The following is a 12644-nucleotide window of genomic DNA, read 5'->3' on the forward strand; positions in this document are numbered from 1 at the left end:
CAGGCGCCTCGTTTTCCACGAGCGCCGCGCCGGCCTCGCCTGACCGGCGGCCCAAAGAGCGGGCGGGCACCCGCCGCAGCCGCAACGCCGAGACCACGCCCGGTTGCCGAAATGAGGCGCCGACGCCTCGTCGCTGACCACCATCGCCCTCAGAGCCTTTCTTCGAGGTGTTCCGTTGGCGACGCCGTTGGTGAATTTGACGCCGGCGATGACCAGGGTGCTGTGATGAACCGTACCGACTTTTCCGGAGGCGTTTCTGTTTGGTCTACGCGGCGATCGGCTGGACCTCCTGGGCCGCATGGTAGGCGGCTTCTGCTTCCGCAGGTGGGATGTTTCCGATCGGCTCGAGAAGCCGCCGATTGTTGAACCAATCGACCCATTCGAGGGTGGCGAACTCGACGCCCTCGAATGAGCGCCAGGGGCCACGTCGATGGATGAACTCGGCCTTGAAGAGGCCGATTACCGTCTCGGCGAGAGCGTTGTCGTAGGAATCGCCGACGCTGCCGACGGACGGGTCGATGCCGGCCTCGGCGAGGCGTTCGGTGTACCGAATGCTCACATATTGGGCTGCCCCTGTCGGAGTGATGAATGAGCCCGCTGCCGGCAAAGGGCTGCCGCTGGTGGAGAGCCTGCTCCAGAGCATCAAGGACGAAGTCGGCCCGGATCGAGCGCGAGACACGCCAGCCGACGATCCGTCGGGCGAAGGCATCGATCACGAAGGCGACGTAGACGAAGCCGCTCCAGGTTGCGACGTAGGTAAAGTCGGAGACCCACAGCATGTTCGGTTGCGGCGCCTTGAAGACGCGTTTCACCCGGTCGAGCGGGCATGGCGCCGAGGTGTCGCGGGTCGTCGTGCGTATGCTTTTGCCGCGAACGACACCTTTCAGGCCCATCTGGCGCATCAGCCGCGTCACCGTACAGCGGGCGATCTCGAAGCCCTCGCGTTTCATCTGCCGCCACACCTTGCGCACTCCGTAGACACCGAAGTTCTCCTCGAATACGCGCCGCACTTCCTCCTTCAAGGCCTCGTCCCGTCTCGTCCGCTTTGGTAGCCGGGCGCGATCAGCACGACGAGCGGCATGCTCGTGATAGGTCGACGGGGCGATCGGCAAGACCCGGCAGATCGGCTCGACCCCGTAGGCGTCGCGATGGTCGTCGATGAACGCCTTCATGGCTTGTACCGGCGGTCGAGCTCCGCCTGGGCAAAATACGCCGACGCCTTGCGCAGGATCTCGTTCGCCTGGCGCAGCTCGCGCACCTCGCGCCGCAGCTTGGCGAGTTCCTCCTTTTCCGCGCTCGTCGAACCGGGCCGGGTCCCGTCGTCCCGTTCAGCTTGCCGCACCCAGTTGCGCAGGGTCTCGCCAGAGCAGCCGATCTTCGCCGCGATCGACTGGATTGCCGCCCACTGCGAGCCGTGCTCGTCCTGATGATCCAAAACCATCCGAACCGCTCGCGCGCGCACCTCGGGGCTATACGGGGCTGTTCTCTTCGTCATGGCTCCATTCTCTCAAGAGTTGGAGCCTCCGGGAAACCCGGCGCGGTTCAGATCGTCCGTCCGCGCAGCAGGTAGGGCCAGACCTTGTGCGCCTTTGCGGGCACGCTTGTGTTGGGCTTCTGGTAGATCGGCGTCAGCCCCATGAGCCGCATCAGGCGCCGGACGCGCTTCGGGTTCACCGTTTCCCCCTCGGCGCGCAGATGCCACGTCATCTGCCGCACGCCATAGAACGGCGTTTGGAGGAACTGCTCGTCAATCCGCCGCATCAGGGCCAGGCTCTCGGCCGTCTCGCCGCCCGGCGCGTGGTAAAACGTCGACCGCGGGATCGACAGGAGCCGGCACTGCTCCGTGACCGACAACGCGGGATGGTCCCTCTCCACCATCGCCCGCCTCACGTCCCGCCCCAAGGCTTGAGCTTTCGCGACAAAAAATCGTTCGCCACCGTCAGCTCGCCGATCTTGGCATGCAGCTCACGGACCTTCTCGCCATCAATCTCCGGCGCGGCGTTCTTACGGCCGCGCTCGAAGACGTCCGAGGCGCCCTCCAGCAACTGCCGCTTCCATTGGTGGATCATCGTCGGGTGGACCCCGAAACGCGCGGCCAGCTCCGCCACCGTCTCTTCACCCTTCAACGCCTCCAGCGCCACCTTCGCCTTGAACGCCGGTTTGTGCTGCTTGCGTGTCGTCATTCGCTGATCTCCTCCTCCGAAGACCAGCAGGCCCCTCTCGTAGCCTACGCCGCTGTCCCATTGTCGGAGAGCACCTCAAACATGGTCGCCTTCCTTGCCTCGGAGGAGGCCTCGCACGTCAGCGGGACGACGGTGAACGTCGACGGCGGATTCCTCAGCGCCGGCCTGATGTTCCAGCGCGAGGGGATGGAGACGCCGCCGACGCCGAAGGTCTGACGCGGATCAGGCCCGCGCCATCTCGGGTCAGCGGTTCGGTTGCGGGAGGCCGACCCCACGACCAGATCAAGGAGAACCGTGCGGCCGGCCTTGACGACTATCACGGCCACCGTGCAGCGCGCGCGGCCGGTGATGCTGACCGCACTCGCGGCGGTGCTCGCCTTCATACCCCTCACCCACCCCGTCTTTTGGGGATCGATGGCCGATACGCTGATCGGCGACACGGCGGTCGGCACAATAATGATCCTGCTCTTTCTTCCCAGCTCTACACAGCGTGGTTCCGGATCAAGCCGACCGCCGATAAGGCCGCTGAGGCTTCAACGGCGGAGGGTAATCCGCGGGTCAAAATGGCAGCGGAATAGGCTCCGCCGACGGAAGGTTGCTTCGGTGATCAGGCTGCGGTCGATGCGCTGATCGCCTCCCGAAGCTGACGAACGTCCCGGGCCGGGGGATTTCCGAACTGCCGACCGTACTCGCGAATGAACTGTGTCGCGCTTTCGTAGCCGACGGCGAAGGCCACTTCCGACACACTCTTCTCGCCGTCTAGCAGAAGATAGCGCGCCCCCTGCAAGCGGAGCTGCTTCTGGTACTGAAGCGGAGTGACGCCTGTCAGTGCGAGGAAATGGCGATGCAGGCTCGCCCGGCTCATCCCGCTCACCTCGCAGAGGGCCGCGATACGCAGCCGGGCAGTCTGGTTGTCCCTAATCCACTGGACGGCGCGTCGTATGCGTCCCAAGGCCCCGTCAGGCCGAGCGATCTGCCGCAGCAACCGACCCTCTGGACCCTGCAGGAGACGATAAAGCAATTCCCGTTCAGCCATAGGCGCCAGGACGGGGATGTCCGCCGGCTGATCCAGCAGCGACATGAAGCGCAAGAGTGCGTCGCGCAGCGGCTGGGTCACCGGGTTGATCGAAAGGCCAATGCCGCAGGATCCGGTCTCGGCGTCCAGCGGCATGGACGCCGCCAGCTCGGTCAGCAAAGCCGGCTCAAGAAGCAGTGAGACGGCGACGTACGGGTTGCCCCCCGGAGCATTAAGGATCTCGCCGCTCAACGGCAGATCGATCGCGCTGACGAGGTAGTCGGCGCTGTCGTAGCTCAGAAGCTCGTCGTTGATCAGAACCCGTTTCGAGCCCTGCAAGATGAAGCAGACCATCGAACGATAGAGGCACGGCGCCGGCCCGGTGGAGCCCTGTCCAATGGTGATGTCGAGGCGCGGCAAATCCGTCGCGACCAGGCCCGACCACGCGTGACGCAGGGCGATGGCACGGTGTGGTTCCAGATGGTCGATCATGTGCGACCCTACCACGTTCTGGGCGCGCGACGAAGAGGTTGAGACAATCGGGCAGGAAATTGAGCCGATCGAAGGGGTCTGCCACCTGCTTCCCACCTACCTCAGGGATGCCCGACTGGACGCAGTCAAAAGGAACGGCTGCGTCCGAGACGTCGTGACAAAATAACCGGAGTACGCAAATGACGCGCCTCAAGGCAAAACGCACCCTCATCACCGGCGGTACGTCAGGGATTGGCCTAGAAACCGCAAAGCAGTTCCTTAACGAGGGCGCCCGCGTCATCGTGACCGGCAACAACCCGGAGACTATCGAACTGGCGAAAACGGAACTGGGCTCTGACGTTCTCGTCCTCCGGGCGGACAGCGCGAGCGTGGCAGATCAGCGCAAGCTCGCCGATGCCGTCAAAGAGGCTTACGGCCAGTTGGACGTCGCCTTCCTCAACGCCGGCGTCTCGGTCTGGCAACCGATCGAAGACTGGACGGAGGCCGCATTCGACCGGTCCTTCGCGATCAACGTGAAAGGTCCCTATTTCCTAATCCAGGCCCTGCTCTCGGTGTTCGCAGATCCGGCGTCGGTGATCCTCAACACGTCGGTCAACGCCCACGTCGGTGCCGCCCGCTCCTCGGTCTACGGCGCGACCAAGGCGGCCTTCCTCAACATGGCGAAGACGCTGTCGTCGGAGCTTCTTCCGCGCGGCATCCGCGTTAATGCGGTTAGCCCCGGCCCCGTTGACACGCCGCTCTATGACAAGCTCGGCATTCCCGACACCTATCGGGATGAGGTCAACGCCGGCATCGTGGCGACGATCCCGGCCGGTCGTTTCGGCACCGCGTCGGAAGTCGCTAAGGCTGTCGTGTACCTCGCGTCCGACGAATCACCCTGGACCATCGGCACGGAGATCGTCGTGGACGGCGGGCGAACATTGAACGGCTGATCGAGTCGATCCCGCTCGTACGGGGCATCATCAGCCCCCCGATGGGTGGCAATGTCTCCACCAAACCGGGGGAACTCCAACTCCAACGGAAAGTCTGTCGGGGCGCGCACCCCTCAAGTGACAATGCTGTCACCGCCCCGCTTTTCTCCATTCGCCGAACCAAATGGCGAGGGCGATAACCCCTCCGTAGACCAGCATGGCGCCGCCGATCGCTGCGAAGATGCCGTGAGCCCCCAGGCCCATGCTGGTCGTCAGGATCAGTGAGCCGACAAGCGCGACCGCCATGCGGCCGAGGCTGCTGATCACCGGCCATTTCATGTGACCGGCGCCCTGTGAGGCGAAATAAAGCGCGAGACCCAGCGCGAAAAAGCCGTAGAATGGACCGACGATACGGAAATAGCTGCGCCCGGCGTCGAGCGCAGCGGTGTTCGACGGCTCCAGGAACAGACCCAGCCAAAGGTCCGGAAAGACCGCCAGCAGCAGGCCGATGCTGCCGACGATGGCCGCCGCTGCACAGGAACCTGTCCAGGCCACCCGCAGCGCGCGGTCGATCCGGCCGGCGCCGACATTCGCGCCGACCATGGCGGTCATCGCCGCCCCGATGCCGAAGATCACCGGGATCATCATGAATTCCAGCCGTGCACCGAGACCGTAGCCGGCCAGCGCCCCCTCGCCGAAACGTCCCACGAGACCCGTCATCATGATGATCGTGACGGCCGTGAGAACGGTGTTGATGGACGCGAGCGTCCCAACCGTCAGGATGTCGCGGAACATGTCGGCGCTCAGACGTCCGACCGCCCCACGGAAGACGAGTCCGGCGCGGCCGAAAGCGATATGACCGATCGCGGCCCCTCCACCGAGGGCGAATGCGCAGATCGGGCCGAGCGCCAGACCGGCCATGCCGAGCGCGGGCAGTGGCCCCCACCCGAGTGCCAAACCTCCCGACAGCGCGATCGACGTCCCGAAGACAAGGAGCAACACGAGCGCGGGTATGCGCATGTCGCCGGTGCCGCGGATGACGCTGAGCGAGGCATTGCAGAGCCAGACCGCGATGCATCCGGGGAAGAAGACCAGCGCGTATGTCTTCGCGGCCGCGACACTCTCCGTCCCGCCCCCCAGCACTTCGAAGAAGCGTGGTCCGAAAAGAGCGACCAGCACCGCCATCACGAGCGCGAGCTTTGCTGCGATGAGCCAGGCCGCCACGGTGAGCGTCGCGGCCCGTGCGACGTCCGAGGCCCCGAGCGCCCGCGCGACGGCCGCCGAGATCGCTCCACCGATCGCGCCCGCCGAAAGCATCTGCGTCACCATCACCAATGGGAACACCAACGCCAGTCCAGCAAGGGCGGTCACGCCCAATCGGCTGGCATAATAGGCCTCGGCGATGCCCTGCGCGGCCTGAGCGAACATCGCGACCACGTTGGGCGCCGCGAGCTTCGCCAGGGTCGGCGCGATGGGGGCCTCGAGCAGAAGTCTCGTGCGGGATGCCCGCGCGGTCGCCGCCGCGTCCGCGGAAAGCCGCGCAGTCTGAACCGGGCTCGTGACAACCATCAGACGCCCCCCCCCCGGTCGAGACCGTGAGGTTGAGCCGGCGCGCACGTCACCGTCGAAGCATTCGTCATCGCTTCCATTCCTGGTCTGTCCTCCCACCGACCCATGTGTCGCTTCCGGGTCTCGGATTGTTTCAGACAGCATTTGTCATGACGCGCCGATGGAGCGACGCAGCTCTTCTCTCGCAACGGTGAGGACCTCGTCCGACAGCGCCTCGTCGTTCACCGCGCGTGCGAGCAGCAGGGCGCCCACCATCGTCGCGCCCATCGCAACGGCCTTGCGCCGAGCGTCGGGATCGCTCGCCATGTGGGCAGTGAGAACATCGAGGCGCTCCCGGATGCCCGCCTCTAGAGCAGCGCGCACGCTCTCGCTGCCCCGCGCCGCGTCTGCGCCAAGCGCAACGATGGGGCAGCCCGCGCCCACGTCGTCGCGATGACCCGGGCTCAAGTAGAGATCGGTCAACGCCGCGATCGGATTCTCCGGCTCCGTCTTCGCGGCGGTCGCCCAGCGCTCGGCGGTGCCTTCCATGGCCCGGCCGACGGCGAGGGCCGCCAGATCGTCCTTCGACTTGAACTGCTTGTAGAACGCACCCTGCGTCAGCCCGGCGCTTTTCATGAGGTCGATCAGGCCGATCCCGTCGAACCCATGCTCCCGGAAGAGCCGGCTCGCGGCGGTGATCACGTTTTCTCGATTGGCGGCGGCTTGGGCCCTGCTGACTCGCATCTGAACTCCTACTTAGATTGCGTTCGTAATCTATATGGACTATAGATGTCGCATGCAATCAATAACACCTCGACCCGTCGTTCGTCGCAAGGTTCGACCGCATCGCCGGCATCTCCTTTCCCGCATCGGGACGGGTGCGATCCTGTCGGTGGTCGTCGGTGCCGTCGCAGCCAATTTCGCACCGACGGCGGCCCCTGCCGTCGCTCCGGCTGCCGATGCGGCACCCGCCCTCGATCCCCGCATCGCCGCGCCGCTCGTCAAGGTCGCCGAAGTGGCGCCGTTCAATGGCGGAGAGCGCGCATTCACCGGAACGATCGCAGCGCGTGTCGAAAGCAATCTCGGCTTCCGCGTTCCGGGCAAGATCGTCGAGCGTCTCGTCGATGCCGGGCAGAAGGTGACGGCCGGCCAGCCTTTGATGCGGATCGACGAGACCGACCTCAGCCTCTCGCTGACGCAGCGGCGCAAGGACGTCGACGCAGCCCGCGCCGCGCTCGTGCAGATCACCGCCGACGAGAAGCGCTACGCCGAACTCGCCGGAAAGGGGTTTGCATCACGTCAGCGCTACGAGCAGGCGAAGGCCGCGCTTGCCACCGCGACCGCCACGCTCGCCGCGGCGGAGGCCGCTGCACGAGTCGCGGAGAACGAGGCCGCCTACGCAGTCCTCACGGCGGACGCCGACGGGACCGTGATGGACACACTCGCCGAGCCCGGCCAGGTCGTCGCTCCGGGCGAGACCGTCGTGCGCCTGGCTCACGCCGGAGCCCGTGAGGCGGTGGTGGCGCTGCCCGAGACCGTGCGTCCGCCACTGGGCAACACCGCCGAGGCCGAACTCTACGGCAGCGCCGGGCAGCGCTCGCCCGCGCGCCTGCGGCAGCTGTCCGACACCGCCGACCCGCAGACCCGCACCTACGAGGCGCGCTTCGTGCTGGGTGGCCAGGCCGCCGACGCTCCGCTCGGCGCGACGGTCACGATCCGCATGAAGGGCGACGGCGACGGCGCGGACGTCGAGGTGCCGATCGGCGCGATCCTGGACGACGGCACGGCGGTCGGGGTGTGGGCGGTCGACCGCGCCGCATCCACCGTCAGCTTCCGGACGGTGACGGTGCGCCGGCTGACCGAGGACGCCGCCGTTGTCTCCGGCGTCGACGCCGGGGAGACGGTCGTCGCGCTCGGGGCGCATCTGCTGCGCGAGGGCGCCAGCGTCAGGATCTTCGGCGAGGCACTCCGGTGAGCGGCTTCAATCTTTCCGCGATCGCGGTTCGCGAGCGCGCCGTCACGCTGTTCTTCATCATCCTGCTCGCCGCCGCCGGCGCGCTGGCGTTCAAGTCGCTCGGCCGCGCGGAGGACCCCGCCTTCACGGTGAAGACGCTGACCGTCTCCGCCGTCTGGCCCGGCGCGACCGCCGCCGAGATGCAGGACCTCGTCGCCGAGCCGCTGGAGAAGCGCATCCAGGAACTCACCTATTACGACCGCGTCGAGACGACGACGCGGCCCGGCCTGATGTTCACGACGATCCAGCTCAAGGACGACACCCCGCCGGAGATGGTTCAGGAGGAGTTCTATCAGGCTCGCAAGAAGATCGACGACGAGAAGCGCAACCTGCCCGGCGGGGTCTACGCTCCCTTCGTCAACGACGAGTATTCCGACATCACGTTCGGCCTCTACGCCCTGAAGGCGCCCGGGATGCCGGCGCGCGAGCTGGCCGGCGAGGCTGAGACGATCCGCCAGGAGCTGCTTCACGTTCCCGGCGTGAAGAAGGTCAACATCGTCGGCGAGCAGCCCGAGCGTGTCTTCGTCGCGTTCTCGCGCGCCAAGCTTGCGACGCTCGGCGTGCGCGTCGAGGACGCCGTCGCGGCGCTGCAGCGCCAGAATGTCGTGTCCCCGGCCGGCTCGGTCGCCACAGAGGGGCCGCAGGTGTTCGTCCGCGTCGATGGCGCCTACGACAACGTTCGCGCCATCGAGAGCACGCCCATCGTGGCCGGCGGTCGCACGCTGCGCCTGTCCGACATCGCCGACGTGACCCGCGGCACCGAGGATCCGCCGACCTACCTCATCCGCCACGACGGCGAACCGGCGGTGATGCTCGCGGTGGTCATGCAGGACCGGTGGAACGGCCTCGACCTCGGCGAAGCGCTGGAGGCGAAGACCGCGGCGATCTCGGCACGGTTGCCGCTCGGCGTGACGCTGGCCCGCGTCAGCGACCAGGCGATCAACATCTCCGGCGCCGTCGACGAGTTCATGCTGAAGTTCGCGATGGCGCTCGGCGTGGTGCTGCTGGTGAGCCTCCTCAGCCTCGGCTGGCGTGTCGGTATCGTCGTCGCTGCGGCCGTCCCCCTGACGCTCGCCGCGGTCTTCCTCATCATGCTGGAGACCGGGCGCTTCTTCGACCGCATCACGCTCGGTGCGCTGATCCTCTCGCTCGGGCTCCTCGTCGACGACGCCATCATCGCGATCGAGGTGATGGTGGTGAAGATGGAGGAGGGCATGGACCGCATCGCCGCGGCCTCCTACGCCTGGAGCCACACCGCCGGCCCGATGCTGTCGGGCACCCTCGTCACCATCGCTGGCTTCCTCCCGGTCGGCTTCGCCGCCTCGACCGCGGGCGAATATGCGGGCAACATCTTCTGGGTCGTCGGCTTCGCGCTGATCGTGTCGTGGGTCGTGGCGGTGGTGTTCACGCCCTACCTCGGCGTCAAGCTACTGCCGGCGATCAAGCCCGTGCACGGCGGCCACGACGCCATCTACGGAACGCCGTTCTACCAGCGGCTGCGCCGGGTGGTGACCTTCACCGTGCGGCGCAAGTTGCTCGTGTGCGCCGTGGTCGGCATCGCCTTCGGCGGCGCGATCGTCGGGATGGGCGGGCTCGAGCAGCAGTTCTTCCCCACCTCCGACCGGCCCGAGGTCCTGGTCGAGGTCCGCCTGCCGGAAGGCACCAGCATCGGCACCACGCTTCAGACGGTGAAGACGCTCGAGCGCTGGCTGGAGGCGCAGCCCGAGGCGACCACCATCACGAGCTATGTCGGCCAGGGCGCGCCGCGCTTCTTCATCGCGATGGCGCCCGAGCTGCCCGACCCCGCGTTCGCCAAGATCGTCGTCCTGACGCCGGATGCGGAGGCCCGCGAGGCGCTGAAGCACCGCATGCGCGAAGCGGTGGCCGAGGGACTCGCGCCGCAAGCCTTCGTGCGCGTGACGCAGCTCGTGTTCGGCCCCTACACCGCGTTCCCCGTGGAGTTCCGCATCAGCGGACCGGACCCCGTAAAGCTCGCCGAAATATCCGAGCAGGCACTCGCCGTCATGAGCGGTGTCCCGGAGGTGCGGTCGGAGAACCGCGACTGGGGCAACCGCGTGCCGGTGCTGCGCTTCATCCCCGATCAGGACCGGCTCAACCTCATCGGCCTGTCGCCGGCGGAGGCGGCCCAGCAGCTCCAGTTCCTCTTGACCGGCATCCCAGTCACAGACGTCAGGGACGGGATCCGCAATGTCGCGATTATCGCCCGCAGCGCCGGTGAGGAACGGCTCGACCCGTCCCGCCTCGGCGACTTCTCTCTGACGAGCCGTGACGGCCGCCGCATCCCACTCGACCAGATCGGCCGCGCCGAGGTCCGCCTCGAAGCGCCGCTGATGAAGCGGCGGGACCGGGTTCCCACGGTGACGATCCGTTCGGATATCGACGAAGCCACGCAGCCCCCGGAGGTGTCGGCCAAGGTCTTCGACGCGCTCCAGCCGCTGATCGCGGCTCTGCCGGTCGGCTACCGCATCGAGGTGGGTGGCAACGCCGAGGAATCCGCCAAGGCCAACGCCGCGCTCGCGAAGGTCTTTCCCGTCATGATCGCGGCGATGCTCATCGTCATCATGCTGCAGGTTCGCTCGTTCGGGACCATGGCCATGGTGATGCTCACCGGGCCGCTCGGGCTCATCGGCGTCGTGCCCGTGCTGCTCCTCTTCCACCAGCCGTTCGGCTTCAACGCGATCCTCGGCCTGATCGGTCTCGCTGGGATCCTGATGCGCAACACGCTGATCCTCACCGAGCAGATCAAGGAGAACAAGGCCGCCGGGCTCGACGACTTCCACGCAGTGATCGAGGCCACGGTGCAGCGAACGCGGCCGGTCGTGCTCACCGCGCTCGCTGCAGTGCTGGCGTTCGTCCCCCTCACGCACTCGGTCTTCTGGGGCTCGATGGCCTATACCCTGATCGGCGGCACGGCCGTCGGAACGGTCATCATCCTTCTGTTCCTGCCAGCGCTGTACGCCGCCTGGTTCCGGATCAGACCTCCCGCGACCGTCGCCGCCGAACCAACCGAGACGACGCTACTACTTTCCGCACCCTCCCCGACACACAGGGTGGCGGCGGAGTAGCGGCCCAAACGGCGCCAAAGAGCGCAGGCACACAAAACCCAAGGAGAAGTTGCATGGAATATCTATCCCCTGAGGACCTTCGCGGCGTTCGACCTTCGTGTGGGCGCAGCGTTCGCTCCGCCCTCGTCGCGGCCGCCCTCATCATCGCGCCGGGCGGCGTCGCACAGGCCGCATCCGACTCGGTCGACCTCCCCGGCGACGCCCTTTTCCCCGAGAACGTCGCCGCCGCAGCGGACGGCACGCTCTACGTCTCGGGCTTTGTCGGCGGCGGCGTCGCGCGTGTCACGCCGGGCGCTGCGAAGGGCAAGGTGTTCGTTGCGCCGGGCGCCTTCGACACCCGCTCGACCTTCGGCCTCCTGCCAGATGCGGCGACGGGAACCCTGTGGGTCTGCTCCAACGACCTGACGATGTTGGGCATCGCCGGACCGAGCGACGTCCCGGGCAGCCACCTCAAGGGTTTTGACCTCTCAACCGGTGCCGGCAAGTTCAGCGCGAAGCTGCCTGCTGATCCTGCCCCGTTTGAGTGGACACCGATGATAGGCTTTCGAGCCAAAGACGGAGTGTCCGATGAGCGAGAGACGACGGCGGGTGTTCCCGGAGGCGTTCAAGCGAGAGGCGGTCGAGCGTGTCGCGACGAGCGGCCAGCCGATTGTGCGCGTCGCTGAGGAGCTCGGGCTGCACGAGACGGTGCTGAGGCGTTGGATGGCCAGGTACGGCGCGGAAGGGACGGCGCCGCAGCGGCGCCCCACAACGCAGGCGTCGGTGCCGTCCCTGGCCGATCTCGCATCGGAGAATGCCAGGCTGAAGCGAGAGCTTCAGAAGGCGCAGATGGAGCGCGATATTCTAAAAAACGGTCCCGGGCCGGCGCCCGCCTGTGCGTGATAGAAACGGGTGGGATACGCTCCGCCTCAGGAGGGCAGCGGCCGTCAGCTTATTGGTGGCGTCGACCCCGTCAAAAAACGTGGCCCATGGGTTCATGCGCACGAGCTATGGCTGAATGTGGGTGACGGGGCCGGTCAGGCGGCGCGTTGATCGGCGGTCGCGGGGTTGGCGACGCCGTCGGTGAATTTGACGCCGGCGATGACCATCGGCAAGCGGTTCTCGCCCTTCAACCGCCGCCAGGTCCTCGAGGCCGCCATAGTGAGCTTGAACACCATGAGGCGGGCCGTGCGGTGGGAGAGCGCCCCCTTGGTGCGCACGGTCCGGTGGCGCACGGTGGCGAACACGCTCTCGATCGGATTCGTGGTCCTGAGGTGATCCCAGTGCTCGGCCGGGAAGTCGAAGAAGGCGAGGAGTGCATCCTGGTCTTTGACCAGGCACTCCACGGCCTTCGCGTACTTGGCACCGTACTTTTCAGCGAACACCGCTATCGCTTCCTCGGCGCTGGCTCGGTCA

Annotated in this window: 11 protein-coding genes, 3 pseudogenes and 1 other annotated feature; of the genes and pseudogenes, 7 read left to right on the top strand and 7 right to left on the bottom strand. The window is 66.8% G+C overall.

The annotated features are described in order from the left end of the window. Nucleotides 1–265 precede the first annotated feature (265 nt). The 3 genes and pseudogenes from DLJ53_RS34055 to DLJ53_RS34065 form a co-directional block, all read right to left on the bottom strand. Nucleotides 266–1495, bottom strand: a pseudogene (locus DLJ53_RS34055) (IS3 family transposase). Further along, nucleotides 1098–1214, bottom strand: a sequence feature (AL1L pseudoknot). It overlaps the preceding pseudogene by 117 nt. Nucleotides 1496–1542: 47 nt before the next feature. Continuing rightward, nucleotides 1543–1878: an IS3 family transposase gene (locus tag DLJ53_RS34060; protein ID WP_111352761.1), complete on the bottom strand. Its 336-nt coding sequence runs from the start codon at nt 1876–1878 to the stop codon at nt 1543–1545. 8 nt (nt 1879–1886) lie between these two features. After that, nucleotides 1887–2183, bottom strand: coding sequence for a transposase (locus DLJ53_RS34065; protein WP_111352762.1), 297 nt, complete (start codon nt 2181–2183; stop codon nt 1887–1889). A gap of 81 nt (nt 2184–2264) precedes the next feature. Here DLJ53_RS34065 and DLJ53_RS36490 point away from each other — a divergent pair, with 81 nt between their 5' ends. Beyond that, the gene (locus DLJ53_RS36490) at nt 2265–2399 is read left to right on the top strand and encodes a hypothetical protein (RefSeq protein ID WP_280525543.1); all 135 of its coding nucleotides are present in this window, start codon (nt 2265–2267) and stop codon (nt 2397–2399) included. Between the two features lie 59 nt (nt 2400–2458). Then, nucleotides 2459–2761: pseudogene (locus tag DLJ53_RS36585) on the top strand (efflux RND transporter permease subunit); the annotation flags it as partial. A 29-nt stretch (nt 2762–2790) separates the two neighbouring features. Here DLJ53_RS36585 and DLJ53_RS34075 read toward each other — a convergent pair. Next, complete coding sequence (locus DLJ53_RS34075; RefSeq protein ID WP_111352763.1) at nt 2791–3690, bottom strand: AraC family transcriptional regulator; 900 nt, start codon at nt 3688–3690, stop codon at nt 2791–2793. A 179-nt stretch (nt 3691–3869) separates the two neighbouring features. On the opposite strand from DLJ53_RS34075, the gene DLJ53_RS34080 reads away from it, so the two are divergent. Further along, nucleotides 3870–4622: an SDR family oxidoreductase gene (locus tag DLJ53_RS34080; protein WP_111352764.1), complete on the top strand. Its 753-nt coding sequence runs from the start codon at nt 3870–3872 to the stop codon at nt 4620–4622. Nucleotides 4623–4751: 129 nt separating this feature from the next. On the opposite strand, the gene DLJ53_RS34085 is transcribed toward DLJ53_RS34080, so the two are convergent. After that, nucleotides 4752–6170, bottom strand: coding sequence for an MATE family efflux transporter (locus DLJ53_RS34085; protein ID WP_111352765.1), 1419 nt, complete (start codon nt 6168–6170; stop codon nt 4752–4754). A gap of 147 nt (nt 6171–6317) precedes the next feature. Next, the gene (locus tag DLJ53_RS34090; RefSeq protein WP_111352766.1) at nt 6318–6893 is read right to left on the bottom strand and encodes a TetR/AcrR family transcriptional regulator; all 576 of its coding nucleotides are present in this window, start codon (nt 6891–6893) and stop codon (nt 6318–6320) included. Nucleotides 6894–7041: 148 nt separating this feature from the next. On the opposite strand from DLJ53_RS34090, the gene DLJ53_RS34095 reads away from it, so the two are divergent. The 4 genes and pseudogenes from DLJ53_RS34095 to DLJ53_RS34105 form a co-directional block, all read left to right on the top strand. Then, entirely contained in the window at nt 7042–8124 is a 1083-nt protein-coding gene (locus tag DLJ53_RS34095) for an efflux RND transporter periplasmic adaptor subunit (RefSeq protein ID WP_244935236.1), read from the top strand. Beyond that, the gene (locus DLJ53_RS34100; RefSeq protein WP_111352768.1) at nt 8121–11249 is read left to right on the top strand and encodes an efflux RND transporter permease subunit; all 3129 of its coding nucleotides are present in this window, start codon (nt 8121–8123) and stop codon (nt 11247–11249) included. The genes DLJ53_RS34095 and DLJ53_RS34100 overlap by 4 nt, the downstream gene beginning before the upstream one ends. Before the next feature lie 53 nt (nt 11250–11302). Beyond that, the gene (locus DLJ53_RS35840) at nt 11303–11914 is read left to right on the top strand and encodes an NHL repeat-containing protein (protein ID WP_211100736.1); all 612 of its coding nucleotides are present in this window, start codon (nt 11303–11305) and stop codon (nt 11912–11914) included. After that, a pseudogene (locus DLJ53_RS34105) lies at nt 11817–12098 on the top strand (transposase); the annotation flags it as partial. The gene DLJ53_RS35840 and the pseudogene DLJ53_RS34105, both read left to right, overlap by 98 nt. 167 nt (nt 12099–12265) lie before the next feature. Here the strand turns inward: DLJ53_RS34105 and DLJ53_RS34110 are convergent. Beyond that, nucleotides 12266–12644: transposase (locus DLJ53_RS34110; RefSeq protein WP_202913522.1), on the bottom strand; the 379-nt coding region annotated here is incomplete at its 5' end.

Source organism: Acuticoccus sediminis, from assembly GCF_003258595.1.
Lineage (GTDB): Bacteria > Pseudomonadota > Alphaproteobacteria > Rhizobiales > Amorphaceae > Acuticoccus > Acuticoccus sediminis.